Origin of the sequence: Streptomyces sp. NPDC046862 (genome assembly GCF_040704615.1) — a bacterium.
In the GTDB taxonomy this organism is placed as follows: domain Bacteria; phylum Actinomycetota; class Actinomycetes; order Streptomycetales; family Streptomycetaceae; genus Streptomyces.
Map to the genome: position 1 here is coordinate 1 of NZ_JBEYXP010000101.1, position 22,695 is coordinate 22,695.

Annotated in this window: 16 protein-coding genes and 3 pseudogenes; 10 read left to right on the forward strand and 9 right to left on the reverse strand. The window is 68.5% G+C overall.

Annotated elements, in window-relative coordinates:
* The coding region (locus AB0959_RS51750; RefSeq protein WP_366833990.1) for an SRPBCC family protein at nucleotides 1-279 on the forward strand (279 nt) is incomplete at its 5' end.
* Nucleotides 280-316: 37 nt separating this feature from the next.
* Here AB0959_RS51750 and AB0959_RS51755 read toward each other — a convergent pair.
* Entirely contained in the window at nucleotides 317-1,114 is a 798-nt protein-coding gene (locus AB0959_RS51755; protein ID WP_366833991.1) for an IclR family transcriptional regulator, read from the reverse strand.
* Between the two features lie 149 nt (nucleotides 1,115-1,263).
* On the opposite strand from AB0959_RS51755, the gene betA reads away from it, so the two are divergent.
* Both betA and AB0959_RS51765 read left to right on the forward strand, forming a co-directional pair.
* On the forward strand, nucleotides 1,264-2,934 hold the full coding sequence (betA, locus tag AB0959_RS51760; RefSeq protein WP_366833992.1) for a choline dehydrogenase: 1,671 nt from the start codon (nucleotides 1,264-1,266) through the stop codon (nucleotides 2,932-2,934).
* A 3-nt stretch (nucleotides 2,935-2,937) separates the two neighbouring features.
* Nucleotides 2,938-3,774: a 5,10-methylenetetrahydrofolate reductase gene (locus AB0959_RS51765; protein ID WP_366833993.1), complete on the forward strand. Its 837-nt coding sequence runs from the start codon at nucleotides 2,938-2,940 to the stop codon at nucleotides 3,772-3,774.
* A 61-nt stretch (nucleotides 3,775-3,835) separates the two neighbouring features.
* Here AB0959_RS51765 and purU read toward each other — a convergent pair whose 3' ends face one another.
* A complete protein-coding gene (gene purU / locus AB0959_RS51770; protein WP_366833994.1) occupies nucleotides 3,836-4,708 on the reverse strand; it encodes a formyltetrahydrofolate deformylase in 873 nt (290 codons plus the stop codon).
* Between the two features lie 218 nt (nucleotides 4,709-4,926).
* On the opposite strand from purU, the gene AB0959_RS51775 reads away from it, so the two are divergent.
* The 5 genes from AB0959_RS51775 to AB0959_RS51795 all read left to right on the forward strand — a co-directional run bounded on the left by AB0959_RS51775 (nucleotide 4,927) and on the right by AB0959_RS51795 (nucleotide 11,439).
* Nucleotides 4,927-6,396 carry an aldehyde dehydrogenase family protein gene (locus AB0959_RS51775; protein WP_366833995.1) on the forward strand — a complete coding sequence of 490 codons (1,470 nt, stop codon included), beginning with the start codon at nucleotides 4,927-4,929 and terminating at the stop codon, nucleotides 6,394-6,396.
* Nucleotides 6,397-6,412: 16 nt separating this feature from the next.
* A complete protein-coding gene (locus tag AB0959_RS51780; protein ID WP_366834006.1) occupies nucleotides 6,413-7,498 on the forward strand; it encodes a glycine betaine/L-proline ABC transporter ATP-binding protein in 1,086 nt (361 codons plus the stop codon).
* The gene (locus tag AB0959_RS51785) at nucleotides 7,495-9,495 is read left to right on the forward strand and encodes an ABC transporter permease subunit (RefSeq protein WP_366833996.1); all 2,001 of its coding nucleotides are present in this window, start codon (nucleotides 7,495-7,497) and stop codon (nucleotides 9,493-9,495) included. Before AB0959_RS51780 ends, AB0959_RS51785 begins: the two co-directional genes overlap by 4 nt.
* Before the next feature lie 14 nt (nucleotides 9,496-9,509).
* Nucleotides 9,510-10,478: an ABC transporter substrate-binding protein gene (locus AB0959_RS51790; RefSeq protein WP_366833998.1), complete on the forward strand. Its 969-nt coding sequence runs from the start codon at nucleotides 9,510-9,512 to the stop codon at nucleotides 10,476-10,478.
* Between the two features lie 289 nt (nucleotides 10,479-10,767).
* Nucleotides 10,768-11,439 (forward strand): GntR family transcriptional regulator, encoded by a 672-nt coding sequence (locus AB0959_RS51795; RefSeq protein ID WP_366833999.1) that lies wholly within the window; start codon nucleotides 10,768-10,770, stop codon nucleotides 11,437-11,439.
* 32 nt (nucleotides 11,440-11,471) lie between these two features.
* On the opposite strand, the pseudogene AB0959_RS51800 reads toward AB0959_RS51795, so the two are convergent.
* The 5 genes and pseudogenes from AB0959_RS51800 to AB0959_RS51820 form a co-directional block, all read right to left on the reverse strand.
* Nucleotides 11,472-12,514, reverse strand: a pseudogene (locus AB0959_RS51800) (helix-turn-helix domain-containing protein).
* 51 nt (nucleotides 12,515-12,565) lie between these two features.
* Nucleotides 12,566-15,517 carry a heterodisulfide reductase-related iron-sulfur binding cluster gene (locus tag AB0959_RS51805; protein ID WP_366834000.1) on the reverse strand — a complete coding sequence of 984 codons (2,952 nt, stop codon included), beginning with the start codon at nucleotides 15,515-15,517 and terminating at the stop codon, nucleotides 12,566-12,568.
* Between the two features lie 367 nt (nucleotides 15,518-15,884).
* Nucleotides 15,885-16,874 (reverse strand): electron transfer flavoprotein subunit alpha/FixB family protein, encoded by a 990-nt coding sequence (locus AB0959_RS51810; RefSeq protein WP_366834001.1) that lies wholly within the window; start codon nucleotides 16,872-16,874, stop codon nucleotides 15,885-15,887.
* Complete coding sequence (locus AB0959_RS51815) at nucleotides 16,871-17,641, reverse strand: hypothetical protein (RefSeq protein WP_366834002.1); 771 nt, start codon at nucleotides 17,639-17,641, stop codon at nucleotides 16,871-16,873. The genes AB0959_RS51810 and AB0959_RS51815 overlap by 4 nt, the downstream gene beginning before the upstream one ends.
* A 49-nt stretch (nucleotides 17,642-17,690) precedes the next feature.
* Nucleotides 17,691-20,195 carry an FAD-dependent oxidoreductase gene (locus AB0959_RS51820; RefSeq protein ID WP_366834003.1) on the reverse strand — a complete coding sequence of 835 codons (2,505 nt, stop codon included), beginning with the start codon at nucleotides 20,193-20,195 and terminating at the stop codon, nucleotides 17,691-17,693.
* 440 nt (nucleotides 20,196-20,635) lie between these two features.
* On the opposite strand from AB0959_RS51820, the gene AB0959_RS51825 reads away from it, so the two are divergent.
* Together AB0959_RS51825 and AB0959_RS51830 are read left to right on the forward strand one after the other, a co-directional pair.
* Nucleotides 20,636-21,496: a bifunctional methylenetetrahydrofolate dehydrogenase/methenyltetrahydrofolate cyclohydrolase gene (locus tag AB0959_RS51825; protein WP_366834004.1), complete on the forward strand. Its 861-nt coding sequence runs from the start codon at nucleotides 20,636-20,638 to the stop codon at nucleotides 21,494-21,496.
* Nucleotides 21,497-21,554: 58 nt separating this feature from the next.
* A pseudogene (locus AB0959_RS51830) lies at nucleotides 21,555-21,897 on the forward strand (FAD-dependent oxidoreductase); the annotation flags it as partial.
* Here AB0959_RS51830 and AB0959_RS51835 read toward each other — a convergent pair.
* Nucleotides 21,810-22,448: a GtrA family protein gene (locus AB0959_RS51835; RefSeq protein WP_366834005.1), complete on the reverse strand. Its 639-nt coding sequence runs from the start codon at nucleotides 22,446-22,448 to the stop codon at nucleotides 21,810-21,812. The pseudogene AB0959_RS51830 and the gene AB0959_RS51835 sit on opposite strands and share 88 nt — an antisense overlap.
* Before the next feature lie 28 nt (nucleotides 22,449-22,476).
* Nucleotides 22,477-22,695 (reverse strand): annotated as a pseudogene (locus AB0959_RS51840) (hypothetical protein); the annotation flags it as partial.

A 22,695-nucleotide genomic window follows, 5' to 3' on the forward strand; every position in this document is an offset into this window, starting at 1 on the left:
ATCTTCCACCGCATGTACCCGATGGCCGTCGACCGCACGGTCGTCGAGTGCGACTGGCTCTACCTCCCGCACGTCGTCGACAGCGGCAAGGACGTCAGCCGGTCCGTCGAGCTCTTCGACCGGGTCAACCGGCAGGACTTCGACGCCTGCGAACGCACACAGCCAGGCATGAACTCCCGGATGTACAGCAAGGGGGGCGTGCTGGTGCCCAGCGAGCACCACATCGGTGCCTTCCACGACTGGGTCAACGAGCGCCTGGGCACGCGGCAGCCGCACTGAGCGGCCCCGGCGAGGCCCGGTACCGTCCACGGGCCGCTCAGCCCAGATAACCCATCCGGTGGCTGATCTCCTCCGCGCCCTTGAGCAGCACCGGAGCGAGCTCGTGCAGGCGCTCCTCGGTGAGCCGGTACGAGGGCCCGGAGGCGCTCAGCGCCGCGACGACCTTTCCGTCCCGGTTGCGGATGGGGGCGGCCATGGCGTGGAGGCCGAGCTCCAACTCCTCCCGGGCCCAGGCGTAACCGGCTTCCCGGATCTCGGAGAGGTTCTTCTCGAGCTTCGTCTTCGCGGTGATGGTGTGCGCGGTGACCTTCTTCAGGCCGACCTCGGCGATCAGCGCGGCACGTTCCTTGCTGGGCAGATGGGCCAGCAGGATCTTGCCGCTGGAGGTGGCGTGCAACGGGGTCAGCTGGCCGACCCAGTTCTGCGCGGTGACGGCCCCGGGGCCGCGCACCTGGTAGAGGTTGACCGCGTAGTGCTCCTGCAGCACGGCGATGTTGACGGTCTCGCCGAGCTCCTCGGCCAGGTTCTCGCAGACCGGGCGGCCCTGCTGCGTGATGTCGATGCGTCCGGTCACCGCACCGGCCAGGCGTACGATGCCAAAGCCGAGGCGGTACTTGCCGCGCTCGCCCGCCTGCTCCACCAGGCCGCGCGCCTCCAGGGCGCCGAGCAGTCGGAAAGCCGTGGACTTGTGAACATCGATTTCGGCCGCAACCTCGCTGACACCCGCCTCGCCACGGTGGGCCAGTATCTCCAGGACGCTGATGGCGCGGTCGACCGACTGGACTCCGCCGGCCTGGGAGTTGGACGTTTGGGGCTCAGGATAGTAGTTGCTCACAACGAAACTATACGCGCAGTAAACAACGCTAGTGCAAGTAACGGTGTCGAGCGAGGACCTCGCAAGTTGCGCCTCCCGCAACCTGGTGCGTATAGCGCTACTGGACTAGCATGCGTCGCATATCTCTGGCGCGAGCGAGACGAGGCACCATGGCTCCCCTGCAATACGACTTCGTCATCGTCGGCGGCGGATCAGCCGGCTGTGCACTGGCGAACAGGCTCTCCGCCGACCCGGCGAACCGGGTACTGGTTCTGGAGGCCGGCCGGTCCGACTACCCGTGGGACGTGTTCATTCACATGCCCGCGGCGCTGACCTACCCGATCGGCAGCCGGTTCTACGACTGGAAGTACGAGTCGGAGCCCGAGCCCCACATGGGCGGCAGGCGCGTTTATCACGCGCGGGGCAAGGTGTTGGGTGGTTCCAGCAGCATCAACGGCATGATCTTCCAGCGCGGCAACGCCATGGACTACGAGCGCTGGGCCGCCGACCCCGGCATGGAGAGCTGGGACTACGCGCACTGTCTGCCGTACTTCCAGCGGATGGAGAACTGCCTCGCGGCCGACCCCGACGACGAGTTCCGCGGTCATGACGGCCCACTCGTGCTCGAACGCGGCCCTGCCTCCAACCCGTTGTTCGGTGCCTTCCTCAAGGCCACCGAGGAGGCGGGCTACGCGCCCACGGACGACGTCAACGGCTATAGACAGGAAGGTTTTGCCGCATTCGACCGAAACGTCCACCGCGGACGTCGGCTGTCGGCCTCGAAGGCGTACCTCAAGCCCGTGAGGAAGCGGCCCAACCTCACGATCACGACCCGTGCCTTCGTCACACGCGTGCTCTTCGAGGGCAAGCGGGCCGTGGGCGTCGAGTACCAGCGCGGTCGAGGCGCGCCCCAGCAGGTCCGCGCCAGGGAAGTCATCCTGTGCGGCGGCGCCATCAACTCCCCACAGCTGCTGCAGCTCTCCGGCGTCGGCAACGCCGAGGAGCTGAGCGCGCTCGGCATCGACGTCGTCCACGACCTCCCGGGCGTCGGCGAGAACATGCAGGACCACCTGGAGGTGTACATCCAGTACGCCTGCAAGCAGCCCGTCTCCATGCAGCCGTACCTGGCGAAGTGGCGTGCCCCCTTCATCGGGCTCCAGTGGCTGTTCCGGAAGGGCCCGGCCGCGACCAACCACTTCGAGGCCGGCGGCTTCGCCCGCAGCAACGAGGACGTGGACTATCCCAACCTGATGTTCCACTTCCTGCCCATCGCGGTCCGCTACGACGGCTCCGTGCCCTCCGGCGGCCATGGCTACCAGGTCCACGTCGGCCCCATGTACTCCGACGCCATCGGCTCGGTCAAGATCAAGAGCAAGGATCCGCGCGAGCACCCGGAACTGCGCTTCAACTACCTCTCGACCGAGCAGGACCGCCGCGAGTGGGTCGAATCGATCCGCGTCGCCCGCCAGCTCCTCAACCAGCCCGCGCTCGCCCCCTACAACGACGGCGAGATCTCGCCCGGCCCGTCGGTGGAGACGGACGAGGAGATCCTCGCCTGGGTCGCCAAGGACGGCGAGACCGCCCTGCACCCCTCCTGCACCTGCAAGATGGGCACCGACGAGATGTCCGTCGTCGACCCGGCCAGCATGCGGGTGCACGGTGTGGACGGCCTGCGCGTGGTGGACGCCTCCGTCATGCCCTACGTCACCAACGGCAACATCTACGCACCGGTGATGATGGTCGCCGAGAAGGCCGCCGACCTGATCCTCGGCAAGGAGCCGCTCGCGCCGTCGAAGGCGGTGTACTACCGCCACCGTGACGCCCAGAAGCAGGCGGACTAGGCGTTGGGCACGGCAGGACTCGGGGCGCTGCTGAGCAGCGTCCGCTACGAGGTGCTGCCCGCGAAGGCCACCGAGGACAAGGTCCTCGCCCATGTCCCGCGCGACGTCGTCGTCACCGTGACGGCGTCGCCGGTCAAGGGCCTGGAGCCGACCCTCGACCTCACCTCCCGGCTCACCGCCCACGGCTACCGCGTCGTCCCCCACGTGCCCGCACGGCTGCTGCGGGACGACGCGCACCTGAAGGAGGTCGCGGCCCGGCTGCTCGAGGCGGGCGTGGACGACGTCTTCGTGCCGGCGGGCGACGCCGACCCGCCGGCCGGGACCTACGACGGTTCGCTGCCGGTGCTGCGCGGGTTGAGCGACCTGGGCAGACCCTTCGCCCACGTCGGCGTCACCGGCTATCCCGAGAGCCATCCGCTCATCCACGACGACGTCACCATCCAGGCGATGTGGGACAAGCGAGAGCACGCCACGTACATCGTGAGCAATCTCTGCTTCGACCCGCGTGTGCTGGGGGAGTGGATCGCCCGGATACGGCGGAGGGACGTCGCACTGCCCGTGTACGTGGGTGTCGCGGGTCCCGTGCAGAGGGCGAAGCTGCTCTCGATGGCGGCGAAGATCGGGGTGGGCGAGTCGACGCGTTTCCTGACCAAGCACGCGTCGTGGTTCCTGCGCTTCGCGGCGCCGGGCGGCTACTCACCGCAGAGACTGCTTGAGCGGAGCGAGCAGACCCTGACGGCGGCTTCGGCCGGCGTGGCGGGCCTGCACCTGTTCACCTTCAACCAGATCGCCGAGACGGAGAGGTGGCGCCGGGCGCTGCTGGACCGGCTCGGAGGCTGAGCGGCCGTATACGGGGGAGGGGCGGGCTGAAGATCCAGCCCGCCCCTCGATCACGTGCGGCTCAGCGGAACACCACCGTGCGGTTCCCGTCCACCATCACCCGGCTCTCGCTGTGCCACTTCACGGCGTGCGCCAGCACCTGTGCCTCCACGTCCCGGCCGACCGTGACCAGCTGGCCGGGGTCGAGCGAGTGGTCCACCCTGACCACGTCCTGCTCGATGATCTGTCCCTCGTCCAGGTCCGACGTCACATAGTGCGCCGTCGCGCCGACGAGCTTCACCCCGCGGTCGTAGGCCTGCACGTAGGGGCGGGCGCCCTTGAAGCTGGGCAGGAAGGAGTGGTGGATGTTGATGGCGCGTCCCTCGAGCTGCTTGCACAGGTCGTCGGAGAGGACCTGCATGTAGCGGGCCAGCACGACAAGGTCGATGTCCAGCTCGCGTGTCAGCTCCACCAGCCGTGCCTCGGCCTCGGGCTTGGCGTCCTTTGTGACCGGGATGTGGTGGAACGGCACACCGTAGGACTCCGCGAGCCCCTCGAAGTCCTGGTGGTTGGAGACGATCGCCGGGATCTCGATGTTGAGGGCCCCGGAGCGCCAGCGGAACAGCAGGTCGTTCAGGCAGTGGCCGAACTTGGACACCATGATGAGCGTCCGGGTCGGGGTGGATGCGGCACGCAGCGTCCAGGAGATCCCGTGGGTCTCGGCGACGGGACCGAATCGGGAACGCAGATTTTTCAGGTCCGAGGCTGGATCAGAAACGTCGAAGTGGACCCTCATGAAGAATCGGCCCTGGAGTCGATCATCGAACTGCTGGCTCTCCAGGATGTTGCCGGAGTTCCTGACCAGGAATCCGCTCACGGCGTGCACAAGGCCCGCGCTGTCGGGACAGGAAAGGGTGAGAACGTACTCACGGCCAGGTTGTGGTCGGGGTGACATGGATGGCCTCCGTCGGTGCGTATTGCACAACTCGGTGAGCGATGCGCAACATGCTCCGGCCAGGGGTGGCCCTTGGTCAAGAGAGAAGGGCTATGGAGCCCCTTGCGAAATCGTCATCCGCCAACCTCTTGACGAGTGTCTGCACATTCGCCAGGGTGTTCCACCACAAGCAATCTGATGCACAATGCGCAACACACACCGGCTGAAGGGCTTGGCGCGTGGCAGACCTTTACGTGGACGGTGAATGGCGGGACCCGCTGGCCGGAGGCCTTCGAGGGATCCGCTGTCCCGCTGACGGCGCCCTCGTAGCGACCGTATCGGAAGGGACACGTCCCGACACCGAGGCGGCGATCGCCGCGGCCCGCCGGGCCTTCGACGAGGGGCCCTGGCCGCGCACCCCCGAGCGGGAGCGCGGTGCGCTGCTGCTGCGCACAGCCGATCTCATCGAGCGCGACGCCATGGTGTTCGCCCGCGCCGAATCGCTGGACACGGGCAAGCGGATGGTGGAGAGCGAGTACGACATCGCCGACATCGTCTCCTGCTTCCGATACTACGGAGGGCTCGGCGGAACCGACGCCGGACGCGTGATCGACACCGGCCGTGACGACGCCGTCAGCCGCGTCGTCCACGAACCGGTCGGCGTGTGCGGGCTGATCACCCCCTGGAACTACCCCCTGCTCCAGGCGTCCTGGAAGGTCGCGCCCGCACTCCTCGCAGGCAACACGATCGTCCTCAAGCCGAGTGAGCTCACCCCGTCCACCTCGATCCTGCTGATGAAGGCGCTCGAGGAGGCCGGCCTCCCGGCGGGCGTCGCCAATCTCGTCCTGGGGACCGGACCCGAGGTGGGCGCCCCGCTCTCCGAGGACCCGGCCGTCGACATGATCTCCTTCACGGGAGGTCTCGACACCGGCCGCCGTATCATGGCGACCGCCGCCTCGACCGTGAAGAAGGTGGCACTGGAGCTCGGCGGCAAGAACCCCAACGTCGTCTTCGCGGACGCCGACTTCGAGACAGCCGTGGACTTCGCCCTCACGGCCGTCTTCCTCCACTCCGGGCAGGTCTGTTCGGCCGGTGCCCGGTTGATCGTCGAGGACTCGCTCCACGACCGCTTCGTCGACGAGGTCGTCCGCCGTGCCCGGCAGATCCGCCTCGGCGGCCCCTTCGACCTCGACGCCGAGACCGGCGCGCTGATCTCCGCCCAGCACCGGGAGAAGGTCGAGGCGTACGTCGCCGCCGGCCTCGCCGAGGGCGCGGTACTGCGCTGCGGCGGCGAACGCCCCGCCGACCCGGCTCTGGCGAAGGGCTACTACTACCCCCCGACCGTCCTCGACGAGTGCCGGCAGGACATGCGCGTGGTGCACGAGGAGTCCTTCGGCCCCGTGCTCACCGTCGAGCGCTTCACCGACGAGGACGACGCCGTACGCATCGCCAACGACACCGAGTACGGACTCGCCGGAGCCGTCTGGACGCAGGACGCCGGAAAGGCCCAGCGGGTCGCCCAGCGGCTGCGCCACGGCACTGTGTGGATCAATGACTACCACCCCTATGTGCCGCAAGCGGAATGGGGTGGCTTCGGACACTCGGGCGTGGGCCGGGAGCTGGGACCGACCGGCCTGAACGAGTACCGAGAGCCAAAGCACATCTGGCAGAACATCCATCCCCGGCCGCAGCGCTGGTTCCGCGGCTGAATGCCGAAAGAGGTCGATCGTGACCACACAGACCGATGTGTCGCAGCGGCGCGACACACTTCAGGACCGCCCCCCGGTCGTCTCCGTACGCAGGCTGTGGAAGGTGTTCGGGCCGAAGGCCGAGCAGGTTCCGGAATCCGAGGAGCTGTGCGGGCTCACCCGCCGCGAGCTCATGGACCGCACCGGCTGCACGGCCGCCGTACGCGACGTGAACTTCGAGGTCTCGCCCGGCGAGGTCTTCGTCGTCATGGGCCTGTCCGGCTCCGGCAAGTCCACGCTGGTGCGATGTCTGACCCGGTTGATAGAACCCACCTCCGGTGAGGTGGTCTTCGAGGGCCAGGACATCCGCGGCGCGGACGCCCGTCGACTGCGCGAACTCAGACGCAGCAAGTTCTCCATGGTCTTCCAGCACTTCGGACTGCTGCCCCATCGCCGCGTCGTCGACAACGTGGCCTTCGGGCTGGAGATCCGCGGCATGGGCAAGGCCGATCGCATCAAGCGCGCGATGGAGGTCGTCGAACTGGTCGGCCTCGCCGGCTATGAGAACTCCTATCCCGACCAGCTCTCCGGCGGTATGCAGCAGCGCGTCGGCCTTGCCCGGGCCCTGGCCGGCGACCCGGACGTGCTCTTCTTCGACGAGCCGTTCTCAGCGCTCGACCCGCTGATCCGCCGCGACATGCAGAACGAGGTCATCCGCCTGCACCACGAGGTCGGCAAGACGATGGTGTTCATCACCCACGACCTCTCCGAGGCGCTCAAGCTCGGTGACCGCATCCTGATCATGCGCGACGGCAAGATGGTCCAGTGCGGCACCGGCGACGAGCTGGTCGGCGCTCCGGCCGACGACTACGTACGCGAATTCGTGAAGGACGTGCCCCGCGGCGACGTACTGACCCTGCGCTGGATCATGCGCCCCGCGACCGAGGAAGACGCACTGGACGGACCCGAGCTGGGGCCCGACGTGGTGGTGCGGGAAGCCACTCGGGCGGTGCTGGCGGCCGACAAGCCGGTCAAGGTCGTCCAGGACGGCAAGCTGCTCGGCATCGTCGGCGACGAGGAGATCCTCGCGGTGGTCGCCGGGCAGGAAGGCGACGGGCGATGACCGTTGCGATAGAGAAACCGGAGAAGAGAGAGACCGAGGAACCGACAGCGCCCGCCGCGGCCGCCCGCAAGCTCAGCCGGGGCATGGTCGTCGCCGCGATCCTGGTCGTCTGGCTGGTGCTCTTCGCCGTACTGCGAGGAAAGCAGACCCTGTCCCTGGCGGCGGCCGACCTCACCGATCTGCACGAGTGGATCAACGACGTCAACGACTCCATCGGGGCGAACCGCAACTCCAACCCGCTCTTCCTGTACTTCTTCAACGAGATCCGGCTGGTCATCGACAACCTGGTGACCTTCATCCAGGAGCTGATCTCCCAGCCCTCCGGCGCCCGCCCGGTCCCGCAGATCGGCTGGCTGGGCGTAGTCGGCATCGCGGGCTACGTCTCCTGGGCCGTGGGCAACTGGCGGGTCGCGCTGCTGGCCGTGGCCGGGTTCACCTTCTTCGGACTGCAGGGTCTGTGGCAGGAGAGCATGGACACGCTGTCCCTCACCCTCTCCGCGGTGCTGGTGGCGCTGCTGTTCGCGATCCCGCTCGGAGTGTGGTCGGGGCTGTCGGACCGGTTCAACCGGATCATGACGCCGTTCCTGGACTTCATGCAGACGATGCCGACCTTCGTCTATCTGGCACCGCTGACCCTGTTCTTCCTCATCGGCGGTGCGTCCGCCACCATCGCCACCGTGATCTATGCCGCTCCGCCGGCGATCCGGATCACCGCGCACGCCATCCGGAACGTGCCGGCGACGACGGTCGAGGCGGCCGACTCACTGGGCGCCACGAGGCGCCAGTCGCTGCTGAAGGTTCTGCTGCCGATGTCCAAGCGGACCGTGGTGATGGGTGTCAACCAGACCATCATGGCCGCCCTGGCCATGGTGACCATCGCGGCCCTGATCAACGCGCCCGGCCTCGGCGCGATCGTCATCCAGGCGCTGCAGTCGCTCGATGTCGGCACGGCCTTCAACGCGGGTCTCGCCATCGTGATCATGGCGATCGTCCTGGACCGGGTGACCACCGCGGCAGCGGCACGCGAGGAGACCGCGCGGCGTTCCCAGAACCGTTTCCTGAAGTGGCGGCGGCAACTGCTGGGTGCCGGCGCCGTGGTCACGGCGGTCCTGATCTACATGTCGCACACCTACGTGTGGGCGGCCGACTTCCCCGGCGAGGGCACCGTCGGCAGCCACATCGCGAGCGCGGCGGACACCGCGACCAACTGGGCGCAGGACAATCTGGCGGGCCTCACCAACGCCATCCGCGACGTCATCACCAACGGCCTGCTCAATCCGTTCCAGACGCTGCTCACCGACTCCCCGTGGTGGCTCGTCGGTGCGGTGCTGATCGCGCTGGGCGTGGTACTCGGCGGCTGGCGGGCCGGCATCACCACGGCCGTCTGCGTGGGTCTGCTGATCGGCACCGGCGTGTGGTCGGACGCCATGACGACGATGGCCTCGACGCTGGTCGCGACGGTGCTGGTGATGATGCTCGGCATCGTCTTCGGGGTGTGGATGGGCCGCAGCATGCTCGTGGACCGGCTGATCCGGCCAACCCTGGACGCGGCCCAGGTCATGCCCCCGTTCGTCTATCTCGTGCCGTTCCTGGCGCTGTTCGGCGCCACCCGCTTCACGGCCATCGTCGCCGCGATCGTCTACGGGGCGCCCGTCGCCATGAAGATCATCGCGGATGGGATCCGGGCGGTGCCCGAGGCCACCGTGGAAGCGGCTACCTCCGCCGGGTGCAACACGTGGCAGATCATCACCAAGGTTCAACTGCCGATGTCACGCAGTGCCCTGACCCTCGCGACCAACCAGGGCCTGATCTACGTGCTGTCGATGGTTGTTGTGGGCGGCCTGGTAGGCGCCGGCGCCCTCGGCTACGACGTCGTGGCCGGATTCTCGCAGGGACAACTGTTCGGGAAGGGGCTTGCCGCGGGGCTGGCCATCGTCCTTCTCGGAGTCATGTTCGACCGGATCACTCAGGCAGCGGCGCGACGCGCAAGCGCATAAGGAGTAAGAACACCATGGCAAGACACTGGCGAGTCGGCGCGGCCGGCCTGGCCGTCCTCGGCCTCACTCTCACCGCCTGCGGCGGGGCGAAGGTCGGCGACAACTCTTCGGGTTCGGACAGCGCGGGCGACTCCGGCAAATGCGGCACGTTCAACCTCGCGATCAACCCGTGGGTGGGATACGAGGCCGACGCGGCGGTCGTCGCGTACGTGGCCCAGCACAACCTCGGCTGCAAGGTCACCAAGAAGAACCTCAAGGAGGAGATCGCCTGGCAGGGCTTCGGAACCGGCGAAGTGGACGCCGTTCTGGAGAACTGGGGCCACGACGACCTCAAGAAGAAGTACATCGACCAGCAGAAGACCGCCGTCGATGCCGGCCCGACCGGCAACAAGGGCGTCATCGGCTGGTACGTGCCGCCGTGGCTGGCCAAGGCGCACCCCGACATCCTCGATTGGAAGAACCTCGACAAGTACGCCTCCAACTTCAAGACCTCCGAGTCGGGCGGCAAGGGCCAGCTCCTGGACGGCGACCCGTCCTACGTCACCAATGACGAGGCGCTGGTGAAGAACCTGAAGCTCAACTTCAAGGTGGTGTACGCGGGCAGTGAGACCGCGCTCATCCAGTCCTTCCGGGACGCCGAGAAGAACAAGAAGTGGGTCATCGGCTACTTCTACGAGCCGCAGTGGTTCCTGTCCGAGGTCCCGCTGAAGAAGGTCGCCCTGCCTGAGTACAAGGCGGGTTGCGACGCGGACGCGGCGAAGGTCGCCTGCGACTACCCCGTGTACGACCTGAACAAGATCGTCAGCGCGAAGTTCGCCAAGTCGGGGAGCCCGGCGTACAAACTGGTGAAGAACTTCAACTGGACGAACGACGACCAGAACGAGGTCGCCAAGTACATAGCCCAGGACAAGATGTCGGACGACGCCGCGGCGAAGAAGTGGGTCGAGGCCAACAAGGACAAGGTCGACGCCTGGCTGAAGTAGTAGTCGGGGTCGCAAGGCCGATCGAACAGGCCCGGTGGGTGGTGCGCACCTGTGTGCGTCACTCACCGGGCATTGCCGTGTTCGGGGCGTGTCTCCGGACTGTTCTCCGACGTCACGGATCACTGCGGTACGGTCGGGTCGCCGTGTGCGGCACACGCGCGGGCGCGAAAGCCCTCCGGCGCGATCACGTCCGGGTCGCCTGCCGACCGTTCTGATATATTTGAAGTATGTCAGAGGTAGGTAGGGCGCTGATGTCGGCGATCCGGTGCGAAGGAAAAGGCGGCTGAAAATGAGCATCCCCGAGTTCTCCCCCGTGACTGACTCGGCGCCGATGTCATTGGCCGACCTGGCCTACGAGCGCCTTCAGGATCGATTGGTCATGCTCGACATCCGGCCCGGCGAGCCGATCAACGACAGCCAGCTCGCTTCGGAGCTCGGCGTGGGACGCACGCCCGTTCGCGAGGCGCTCAAGCGACTCGAGACCGACCATCTCGTGGTGTCCTACCCCCGCCGGGGCACATTCGCCACCACCATTGACGTGACCGAGCTCGGCGCGATCTCCGACATCCGCGAGCAACTCATGCCGTTCGCGGCACGGCGGGCCGCCGTCCACGCCGGTAGCGCCATGCGCGACGCGCTGCGAGCCAAGGCCGATGAGGTGAGGAGCGCCGAGAGCACTCGCGGTGATCGCACCGCAATGATGCGCACGGACATGTCGTTGCACCGGCTCATCTACAAAGCGGCCGGCAATCCACACCTCGAGGACGTGCTGATCCGCTACGACAACCTGGCCACCCGCATCTGGTGCCTGGTCATCGATCGGCTCCCTGACCTTGCACACCACGTCATCGAGCACGCGGACCTGCTCGACGCCGTCGCTGACGGCGACGACGACCGCGCCGAGCTCCTCACCCGCGAGCACATCGCCGGCTTTGCCCGTGAGATCCGCGGCGTGCTCTGACCGCCTGCGAGCTCGCCGGTAAGGGGTCGTTGTCACACAGGTGACCAATTGGCTGTTGTCAGGAGCTCAGCGAGGCGCTCGGCTGGGGTTTCCCAGCCGAGCGTTCTGTGTGGGCGGCTGTTGAGCTCGGCGGCCACGGCGTCCAGGTGCTCCCAGCTGTGCCGGGACAGGTCGGTGCTCCTCGGGAAGTATTGCCGCAGCGGGCCGCTGGTGTTCTCGTTCGAGCCGCGCTGCCGAGGACTGGCTGGATCGCGGAAGAAGACCGGGATGTCGGTGGCGAGGGTGAACGCCTTACCGATGATGAGGTCGCCCTCCCCGCGCCCGGGGACGGCCCGGCCGGTGGCTTTGACGGGCCGCTCGCTGGTCACCACAATGTCCCTGATCGCGCGGGCCTGGCGCTTGTAGGACTGCCGGTACGGCCGGCGCAACGCTCGTCCGGTGCGCAGGGCGCGGGTCGGTTCGCGGCGCGGTTCACCGCGGCCCCGGACGTAGAGGGCCTGGTAGATCGTCTCGTGGACCACGTGCATCTCCGGCCGGCCGGGAAAACGGGTCCGAACAGCCGGGCGGACCTGCTCGGGGCTCCAGCGTGGTGAGAGGTGGTGCTGGATGAGTTCCGCGGCTCCGGGTTCTGCCCGATCCCGCCCGGCTTGGGGCGCGGGCGGCGCTGCTCGGCGCGGCGTTGGGCGGCGTGTGGCCGATGGGTCCACCGACTGCCCCGCCACATCGCTCCGTTGCGTTGCGCCGTATCTCGCGGCTGATGGTGGACGGGCTGCGGCCCGCTCGACAGCTGTCTGCCGGATGAGGCGTTCTCCCGGAGCCGTTCGGCGATGTGGATGCGGTCGGCCTCGCGCAAGTACCGCGACGGCTCGGAAGCCGGAGCCTCCACAACGATGGGAGGCTTCGGCTTCCCCGTCGGCGGAGAGTGCCGGCCATCGCGCCACCGCTTGCCGGTCCGCACGTTGACGCCGACGATCGGGCAGGCCTCTCTGCTGCTGTAGCCCTGCTGCGTGAGCTGGAGATGTGCCTCCCGCTCGGGCAGCGGACGGCGACCGCCCCCTGGACTTGCAAGGTCCACTAGAACTCAGGAATCCGGCACGGGGGCAGTCGTTCGTCGGGCCGGAGCCGTTCAGATGTCGAAGAGGCCCTTCGGCTTCTGCGAGGCCTCGTGCTGCTCGGGCTCGGGCTCGGGCGCAAGCTCGGCCTGCGGCTCGGGCTGTGTCACTGGCTCTTCCTCGATGTCGAAGAGGGAGCCTGACGGCGCGGGCTGCGCGGTGGCTTCGGCGGTCGGCTCCGGCGTTCCGGTTGTCCCGGCCACCGGTGCCTCGTCGGCCGGGACATCGAAGAGCGACCCTCCCGAGGCGGCCGGCGCCGCAGGAGTCGGCTCGGGTGTGGGTTGGTCGAAGAGTGAGCCGGTGGAGGTGGCTGGAGTGGTGGGCTCGGTTGTGGGCTCGTCGAACAGTGATCCGGTGGAGGGTGTGGGTTCGGCGGGTGCTTCGTCGAAGAGTGAGCCGCCCGTGGCGTTCGGCGGGGCCGGCTGGGTTGTGGGTTGGTCGAAGAGTGAGCCGGTGGAGGTGGCTGGAGTGGTGGGCTCGGTTGTGGGCTCGTCGAACAGTGATCCGGTGGAGGGTGTGGGTTCGGCGGGTGCTTCGTCGAAGAGTGAGCCGCCCGTGGCGTTCGGCGGGGCCGGCTGGGTTGTGGGTTGGTCGAAGAGTGAGCCGGTGGAGGTGGCTGGAGCGGTGGGCTCGGTTGTGGGCTCATCGAACAGCGATCCACCGGCGACCGGCTTCGCGGGTGCCTCGGCGAACAACGACGACCCGGAGGCGGCGGGCTCGGCAGGACCAGGGCCAGGGGAAGCGGGAGGGGCGTCCTGGACAGCCGCGGAGGCTGGAGCGGCCGCGGGAGCCTGGGCGGGTGTCTTCCCGGCCTGGGCCGCGGTCTCACCGGCCTTGACCGAGGCGAGCAGCATCTGTGCGACATCGAGGACCTCGACCTCCTCGCGCGCCTCGGACTTGGCCTGGAGCGCCGTGACTCCGTCGGAGATCATCACCCGGCAGAACGGGCAGCCGACCACGATCTGGTCGGCACCGGTGCCGACGGCCTCCGTGCTGCGGTTCATGTTGATCCGCTCTCCGAGGCTCTCCTCCATCCACATCCGGGCGCCGCCGGCCCCGCAGCAGAAGGATCGCTCCGAGTTGCGCTCCATCTCGACGTACGAAGCGCCCGGCAGCGCCGACAGCAGCTCGCGCGGCGGGCTGTAGACCTGGTTGTGCCGACCGAGGTAGCACGGGTCGTGGTAAGTGATCGACCGCGTGTTCGTGCCGGGCTCGGAGGCGACCGGCGTCAGCTTGCCGTCGCGCACGAGCCGGTTGAGCAGTTGGGTGTGGTGGACGACCTCGAGCTCGATGCCGAAGGCCTTGTACTCGTTCTTCAGTGTGTTGAAGCAGTGGGCGCAGGTCGCGACGACCTTCTTGACCTTGAACTCCTTGAAGGTCTCGACGTTCTCCTGGGCCAGAGCCTGGTAGACGAACTCGTTGCCGGAGCGGCGGGCCGAGTCGCCGGTGCAGGTCTCGCGGTTTCCGAGTACGCCGAAGGAGACACCGGCCATGTGGAGCAGCTCGGCGACCGCGCGGGTGGTCTTCTTGGCCCGGTCCTCGTAGGCGCCGGCGCAGCCGACCCAGAACAGCCAGTCGACCGACTCCAGCGACTCCAGGTCCTTGCCGACCTCCTTGACCTCGAACGGCAGGCCCTTGGCCCAGTCCATGCGCGCATTCGACGCCATGTTCCAGGGGTTGCCCCTGTTCTCAAGGCCCTTGAATACCTGGTTGAGCTCGGCGGGGAAGTCCGACTCGATCAGTACCTGGTAGCGGCGCATGTCGACGATGTGGTCGACATGCTCGATGTCGACCGGGCACTGCTCGACGCAGGCGCCACACGTCGTGCACGACCAGAGCACGTCCGCGTCGACGACGAAGTCGCCGCCCTCGGGGTTGTAGAACTCCGCATCCGCGTCGCCCTTGCCGATCAGCGCCCGCTCGGCGTGTCCGGCCTGACCGGCGGCCTTGAGGTAGGTGTGCTCGCGCAGGCCCTTCATCAGCAGCTTCGGCGAGAGCGGCTTCTGGGTGTTCCAGGCCGGACACTGCGACTGGCAGCGACCGCACTCGGTGCAGGTGGTGAAGTCGAGGAGGCCCTTCCAGGAGAAGTCCTCGATCTTCCCGACGCCGAGCGCGACGTCCTCGTCGAGGTCCTCGACGTCTTCCAGGGTGATTGCCTTGCCGCCGACGGCGAGCGGCTTGACCTCGCCCAGCGCCGTACGGCCCGAGGACTCGCGCTTGAACCAGATGTTGAACCAGGCGGTGAACCGGTGCCAGGCGATGCCCATGGTCAGGTTGCGGGCGATGACGATCAGCCAGACCATCGCCAGCGCGATCTTGAAGAACGCGATGAAGTGGACGAGGTTCTCGTTGGCGCTCTGGCCGACGGGGTAGAGCGCTTCGCCGATCCAGGAGGAGAGAGGGAAGTGCGCGCGGGTCGCGTGCTCGGGGTCAACGAGGCGGTATTCCGCGCCCCGGATGAACAGGATCGCCGCACCCTCGAGCAGGGCCAGGTACTCCACGAAGTAGGCCTGCCAGAACGTCGAGCCGAAGAACCGGCTCGTGCGGCCCTCGCTGCGGGGGTGGTGCTTCTGGCGGTAGACGATCAGCCAGACGATGCCGACCGTGCTCAGCGCGCCGATGAACTCGCTGAACCACTCGAAGGGGTACCAGTGGCCCACGATCGGCCACGCCCACTCGGGGTCGAACAGCTGGAAGTACGCGCCCGCCACCGCGGTGCTCAGGAAGAGGAACGCGGCGAACACGAACCAGTGCATGATGCCGACCCAGGTCCACTGGAGCATCCGGGTGTGCAGCACGGTCTCCTTGAGCATGGTGACCGTACGGGCGACCGGATCGTCGGTGCGGCTCGGGTTCGCGGGCTGGCCCATCCGGATCACCCGGAGCATGCTCCGAACAGCGGGGACCAGGACGAACAGGGCGGCCAGCGTGAGCGCCAGCGACGCCACCAGGGCGAAGGTCTGCATCAGGGGCTCCTCAAGGATGGTCTCTGGCTGGGGGTCGTGACGGAGCGCTGCGCGACCCGCCCACCGGGGGCGGCCAGGGTGACCAGGTACATGCGGTCCAGCTCGTGGCGCAGGTTACGCCAGGTGCCGCCAGGTGTCGCCGGGTGTCGCCGACGGCGGTCTCGGCGACCCGCATGAGCAGCTGCGTCGGCCGGCACAACTGCGCGTTGGGCGCGGATCCGGTCCTCCCGTGGTGACAGAGCGGAGGAGGCTGCGGCTCCTTTGCAGGCGCCGCAGCCTCGCTCAGGGCGATCAGCTGCCTCGTAGTGTCAGCGAGATCCTCGGTTCCCGCTGCGGCGAGTCACTCAGCAGCCGTCGGCCACGCGCCTTACCTGGTGACCCCGCGCGACTTGAGCTCTTCGATGATCGCGGGGAGGACCTCGTGCATGTCGCCCACGACGGAGTAGTTCGCCTTGGTCATCATCGGCGCCTCGGGATCGGTGTTGATCGCGAGGATCGTCTTCGACGACGCGCAGCCGGCCCAGTGCTGGATGGCACCGGAGATCCCGCAGGGGATGTACAGGTCCGGGCTGATCCGGGAGCCGGTCTGGCCGACCTGCTCGTGGTGGGGGCGCCAGCCCAGCGAGGTGACCACCCGGGACACGCCGACCACGCCGCCGAGCAGCTCGGCGAGCTCGGCGACCGCGCCGAAGCCGTCCACACCACCCGCCCCGCGCCCGGCACCCACGACGACCTTGGCGGACTTCAGCGAGCCGGAGTGGTCGACTTCCTTGGTGCCGGTCGACACGACCCGCGCCAGGAGGTCGGACTCGGCCACCTCCGGGGTCACCTCCACCCAGGCGGCGGGCGACGCGCCCTCCACCGGCGACATGGCCCACGAGTGGCCGGCGACGGTGAAGACCGCGGGCCGCTGGTCGAGCTTCATCTCCTCCAGGGCCGCTCCGCCGACCACCTGCCGGGTCACCACGAACGGCGCCAGGCCTTGGAACGCGGTCGCGTTGGCGGCCATGGGCACATCGAGCCGCGCGGCCAGATGCGCCAGCACCTCGTTGCCCCGGGGCGAGCCCGCGGCGGTGACCACGACGGAGCGGGTCGACTCACGGATCGCCTGCAGTGCCGCCGCCCAGGCGGCCCCGGCGTACGACGTGAAGGCTTCGCCCACCGCGTGGTGCACCTCGGCCGCGCCGTGGGTGCCGAGCTCGGCTGCCAGCGCGTCGCGGTTCTCGACCTCGCCGACCACGACCGCGCGGATGGCGATGCCACCGCCCTCGGCCGACAGCGACCGGGCGAAGGCGAGGGTCTCCAGCGAGATCTCGCTCGCGGCGCCGTTCTCGGTCTCGACCAGTACCAGAATCATCGGGTCACCCCCAGCTTTCCGAACAGGTCGGCGACCGCGCCGGCCGCCTCCGGCCCCTCGCCCAGCACCTCGACCGTCGAGGGTGCCGGCGGGGGCAGCAGCAGTTGCACCCGACTGGCTCCGGCGGGCTCGGCCGACGGGGTCCGGGTCTCGATCTCGACCTTCTTGGCCGCCATTCGGCCCCTCAGCGTCGGATAGCGCGGCTCCACCCCGCCCTCGAGCACGGTGACGACCGCGGGCAGCGGCGGCGAGTACGTCTCCTCACCGCCGGGGCCGTCACCGCGGGCGGTCAGGTGGCCGTCGGCCACCTCGACCGTCGACACGCCGTTGACCACCGGCCGGCCCAGCGCGTGGGCCAGCCGGATGCCCACCTGGAAGTCGCCGCTGTCGGCAGCGTCGTTGCCGAGCAGGATCAGGTCGTACGTCGTGCCCGCGGCCTCCTTCTCACGCACGACGTGGGCGATCTCCCGGGCCACGTCGGCCGGTCCGAGCCGGGTCGGCTCCGCCTCCACCAGTACGGCGGCGTGGCAGCCGAGCGCCAGCGTGTCCCGCAGCTGCTCGGTGGCCTCGGACGGGCCGACCGTGAGCAGCGTGACCGTACCGCCGGTCGCCTCGACGGTCTGGACCGCCAGTTCGACCGCACAGCTCTCGTGGTTGCTCACGGTGAAGCCGACGTACCTTCCGTCGACGCCCTGCTTGTCGTCGGTGAGCAGGACCTCACCGGAGGAGTCAGGGACCCGCTTGATGCAGACCAATACGTTTGTCATCGTTCACCTCTCGTGGTCTCGACGGTGCCGGCCACCGACGGCATCGTCATCAGCGGATCCGCTCGTTGTCCGGGTCGAAGGGGGGCGTGGCGTCGTTGCCGATCACGGTCACGGGGTAGAGCTCCTCCATGTAGGAGACCGCGAGCTCATTGCCGATCCGCGCCTGCTCGACCGGCAGGTAGGCCAGCAGCAGGTGCTTGCCCAGCGAGGGGGCCGAGCCGGCGGTGGTGACGTACGGGTGGTGCCCGTGCCCGTCGACGAGCGTCTCGCCGGAGCGGGTCAGGATCGGCTCGCCACCGAGCATGTACCGCTTCACCCCGGACGCCGACGTGTGGTCGTCCACGGCCAGCGTGCACAGCACGGTCGCGGGCTCACCGGCGCGCTGCGCCAGGTAGGCCTCCTTGCCGATGAAGTCGGCACCCTTCACCTTCGGCCGCTGCATGCCGGCCTCGACGATGGAGCGCTCGCCGTCGAGTTCGAGGCCGAAGGCCCGGTAGGCCTTCTCGATCCGGCCCGTGGTCACGTAGACGCCGATACCGACCGGGCGGGCGCCCAAGGGCGCACCCGTCGCGAGCAGCTTGTCCCACACCGCGGCGGCCTGGTCGAAGGGGACGTACAGCTCCCAGCCGAGCTCGCCGACGTAGGAGATCCGGGAGGCCAGTACGGTGATGCCGTCGACATCGATCTCGCGGCAGCTGAGGAAGCCGAAGCCCCCGTGGGACACGTCGGCGTCGGTCAGCTGCGACAGGATGTCGCGGGCCTTCGGGCCCCACAGCCCGATCGTGGAGACCTGGTCGGTGAGGTCCACCAGGGACGCGTCGTCGCCGAGCTGATCGGCGAACCACTTCTTGTCAGCCATGCCGTGCGCGCCGCCGGTGACGACCCGGTAGTGGTCCTCACCCAGGCGCATCACGGTGAGGTCGGAGCGGAACCCGCCCTTGCGGTCGAGCACCGGGGTGTAGATCACCTTGCCGACCGGCACGTCGCACTGCGCTACACAGGTGCGCTGTACGGCGGCCAGCGCGCCGGGACCGGTGATGTCGAAGATCGCGAAGGCGGTCAGGTCGATGACGCCCGCGGATTCGCGCATCCGCAGGTGCTCGGCGTTGACGATCGGGCTCCACCAGCGCGCGTCCCACTCGTGCGCGCGCGGCATCACGCGGTCGCCGTACACCTCGAGGAGGTCGGCGTTGGAGTCGTACCACTGCGGCCGCTCCCAGCCGACTGCCTCGTAGAAGACCGCACCGAGCTTCTTCTCCGATTCGTGCATCGGGGAGAGCCGCTGCCCGCGGTCGGACTCGTACTGCTCGGCGGGGTGGACGATCCCGTAGGTCTTGATGAACGACTCGGTGGTGCGCAGTCGGGTGTGCTCGCGGCGCATCTGGTGGGGGTAGAACCGGGCGATGTCGCAGTGCGAGATGTCGATCTCGCTGTGGCCCTGGACCATCCACTCCGCGACCGCGCGGCCGACGCCCGGACCCTCCTTGATCCACACGGCGGACGCCGTCCAGAGGCCCTTGACATGGCTCTCACCGAGGATCGGGTTGCCGTCGCAGGTCAGCGACAGCAGGCCGTTGATCGCGTACCGCATCTCCGCGCCCTCGGCACCCAGCAGCTCGGGCATCAGCTCGTAGGCCTGCTCCAGCTGCGTGTCGAAGTCGTCGGAGGTGAACGGCATCTCGGTGGGGCTGAGCTTGGACTGCTCGATGCTCGGGATGTCCTCCGGCTCGTGCAGGATCGCCCGGTGGGCGTAGGACCCCACCTCCATGTCCGCACCGTGCTGGCGCTCGTAGCAGAAGGTGTCCATGTCCCGGACGATCGGGAAGTTGATCTCGCCGGGCAGCCCGGACAGCTGCGGGCAGGGGCCGACGGAGATCATCTGGTGGACGGCGGGGGTCAGCGGGATGCTGACGCCGGCCATGTCGCCGATCTTCGGGCTCCACACGCCACAGGCGATCACGACGTACTCGGCCTCGATGTCGCCCTTGTTCGTGCGCACTCGGCGGATCCGCCCGTCCTCGACGTCCAGGCCGAGCACCTCGACGTTGGGCACGCTCGTCAGCGCACCGCCGGCGATGGCGCCGTCGCGCATGATCGTGCCGGCGCGCAGGGAGTCGACGACGCCGACGCTCGGGGTCCAGAAGGCGCCGATGAACTGGTCTTCCTCGATGAACGGCACCTTCTCCTTGACGAAGGCGGGAGAGACCAGCTGCGACTCGATGCCCCAGGCCTTGGCGCTGGACATCCGGCGCCGCAGCTCCTCCATGCGCTCCTCGGTGCGCGCGATCTCGAAGCCGCCGGACTCGGTGAAGACGCCCAGCTCCTTGTACTGCCGCACCGAGTCCAGCGTCAGATCGGTGATCTCGCGGGAGTGGTCGACGGGGAAGATGAAGTTGGAGGCGTGACCGGTCGAGCCACCGGGGTTGGGCAGCGGGCCCTTGTCGAGCTGCACGATGTCGCGCCAGCCAAGCCGGGCCAGGTGATGGACCAGGCTGTTGCCGACGATGCCGGATCCGATCACGACGCATTTCGCCTGGGGTGGGACCTCTGCCATGACGACCTCCCGGTGACACTCAATTGATATACCAGTTGTAGGCACGCTATGTGACAGCCGATCGATGGTCAAGGGTCAATCCGTCGAAATCACTCGAGCGGCGAGCAGGGCAGGAGGATCGGCGACCCTTGACAGGCCACTTGTATATCAGTTGGATGTCAACCGCCGGGTAGCGATGTACGTGGAGGTACGACCCGGTCTCAGGCACTGTTTTCCGACACCGACGACCCGCAGGCCGTCGTCAGGAGCAAGGAACCGGCAACGCGTCGCCCACGCCTGACTCCCCGCCGAACTCGCCACCCCCGGCGTCACCATGCCCATCCGCCACTTCGACCAGAGAGTCGAGGCGGTCGTCACCGAGGAACCCCTGTTCGACCCGACCATGACCCGCCGCCGTGCCCGGCGCGCAGGATCGACTTGAAGGGAAAGGAGCACTGCCGGTGAACGCACAGCTGCTCGACGGCAAGGCGACCGCAGCCGACATCCGCCGTGAACTCGCCGAACGCGTGGCCAAGTTGACCGCCGAAGGCGGCCGCCCGCCGGGCCTGGGCACCGTCCTGGTCGGCGAAGACCCGGGCAGCCACGCCTACGTCGCGGGCAAGCACCGCGACTGCGCGCAGGTGGGCATCGCGTCCCTGCGCCGCGAACTGCCCGCCGACGCCACCCAGCAGCAGGTCGAGGAGGTCATCGACGAACTCAACGCCGACCCTGCCTGCACCGGTTACATCGTCCAGCTCCCGCTCCCGCGCCACCTGGACGCGGGCGCCGTACTGGAACGCATGGACCCGGCCAAGGACGCCGACGGCCTGCACCCCGTCAACCTCGGCCGGCTCGTCCTCGGCGAGGAGGCCCCGCTGCCGTGCACCCCGCGTGGCATCGTGGAACTCCTGCGCCGGTACGAGGTGCCGCTCGCCGGAGCCCGGGTGTGCGTGATCGGCCGGGGCATCACGGTCGGCCGTCCCATCGGCCTGCTGCTGACCCGCCGCTCCGAGAACGCCACCGTGACCCTGTGCCACACCGGCACCAAGGGCCTGGCCTGGCACATACGCGAGGCGGACATCGTCGTCGCGGCCGCCGGCTCGCCCGGACTGATCACCAAGGACATGCTGCGCCCCGGCGCGGCGGTCCTGGACGTCGGCATCACCCGCACCGACGAGGGGCTGGTCGGCGATGTGCATCCGGACGCCGCCCAGGTCGCCGGATGGCTCGCGCCGATGCCCGGGGGCGTAGGACCCATGACGCGGGCGATGCTCCTCGCCAACGTCGTCGAGGCCGCCGAGAAGAGCGCGAACGCCGTATGAACGCGCCGGTCCCCAAGTCCCCGCTGTATCCGCGCCTTTCAGAAGACGGAGACGTCCGATGAGCCCCCGCACTCCCGGCGCCGAACTCCCCGAGCCCCCGACTGGCTGTGGCGTACTCCCGAGCCGAAGCGGTCGTACGACGTCGTGATCGTCGGGGCGGCGGACAAGGCCTCGCCACCGCCCACTACCTGGCGAAGAACCACGGCATCACCAACGTGGCCGTGCTGGAGAAGGGCTGGCTCGCGGGCGGCAAAATGGCCCGCAGCACCATTATCATCCGCTCCAACTACCTGTGGGACGAGAGCGCCGGCATCTACGAGCACGCCCTCAGACTGTGGGAGGGACTGGCGGAGAAGCTCGACTCCCCGATCCTGTTCTCGCAGCGCGGCGTGCTGAACCTGGCGGACTGGCTGCTCGACGCGGCGGTGGAGTACATCTGAACGACCTCCTGTGCCGCTACGACGACGGGGGCGGCCACCGTCCCCAGCCGCGTCAGCGGTCGTGCGGGCCGGTCGGGGCGGGCAGCGAAGACGTAGAGGCGCAGGACGAGGAAGCGGCCCGTGCCGGCGAGGCCGGATGCGCCGAGATAGACGATGTACTCGGAGATCATGCCGGGGGAGGACTGCACCAGATGCAGGATCCATACGGCGAGGCTGGTCGCCAGGTAGGCGGCGGTAGCCGAGCCCGCGGACTGCCAGTGCTCTCGCCAGCCGGCGCCGCGCCCTTTGCCGAAGGTGAAGCGGGCGTGGAGTTCGGTGCACAGCAGGGTGGAGACGACAGTGATGATCGCGTTCGAGGCCACCCAGGGCATGGCCATGGCTAACAGCGGCACCGCGAAGCTGCACAGGACACCGACGCCGCCACCGAAGATCACGAACCGGATGAAGGAGGCGACTCTGCCGGGGCCGGCCAAAGTCGCCACCTCGGACTTCTTTGAGAGCGGCGACTTCATGGCGGCGTCCTTCCGGAGGATTGGGTGGTCAGTGGCTGCGGGCGGTGATGTCGCCGTAGGCGGTGGTCGCGTGGATGGTGAGGCCGGCGTCGGCGCCGTCGGTGTTCTTGAGCGTGTTGTGGATCCGGCCGTAGGTGGTGCCGGCGTCCAGGGCTGCTGAGACTCCGCGGGCGGCGCCGATGGAGATGTCGCCCTTCTCGGCGCGCAGGGCGACCGTGCCGCTCGCGGCCTCGGTGATGCGGATGTC

What these genes read in the sequence shown, in the direction of transcription:
- AB0959_RS51820 (WP_366834003.1), bottom strand. Translation starts at nt 20,195, where the DNA reads ATGGCAGAGGTCCCACCCCAGGCGAAATGCGTCGTGATCGGATCCGGC.
- AB0959_RS51785 (WP_366833996.1), top strand. Translation starts at nt 7,495, where the DNA reads ATGACCGTTGCGATAGAGAAACCGGAGAAGAGAGAGACCGAGGAACCG.
- betA (WP_366833992.1), top strand. Translation starts at nt 1,264, where the DNA reads ATGGCTCCCCTGCAATACGACTTCGTCATCGTCGGCGGCGGATCAGCC.
- AB0959_RS51810 (WP_366834001.1), bottom strand. Translation starts at nt 16,874, where the DNA reads ATGATTCTGGTACTGGTCGAGACCGAGAACGGCGCCGCGAGCGAGATC.
- AB0959_RS51795 (WP_366833999.1), top strand. Translation starts at nt 10,768, where the DNA reads ATGAGCATCCCCGAGTTCTCCCCCGTGACTGACTCGGCGCCGATGTCA.
- AB0959_RS51805 (WP_366834000.1), bottom strand. Translation starts at nt 15,517, where the DNA reads ATGCAGACCTTCGCCCTGGTGGCGTCGCTGGCGCTCACGCTGGCCGCC.
- AB0959_RS51790 (WP_366833998.1), top strand. Translation starts at nt 9,510, where the DNA reads ATGGCAAGACACTGGCGAGTCGGCGCGGCCGGCCTGGCCGTCCTCGGC.
- AB0959_RS51815 (WP_366834002.1), bottom strand. Translation starts at nt 17,641, where the DNA reads ATGACAAACGTATTGGTCTGCATCAAGCGGGTCCCTGACTCCTCCGGT.
- purU (WP_366833994.1), bottom strand. Translation starts at nt 4,708, where the DNA reads ATGTCACCCCGACCACAACCTGGCCGTGAGTACGTTCTCACCCTTTCC.
- AB0959_RS51835 (WP_366834005.1), bottom strand. Translation starts at nt 22,448, where the DNA reads ATGAAGTCGCCGCTCTCAAAGAAGTCCGAGGTGGCGACTTTGGCCGGC.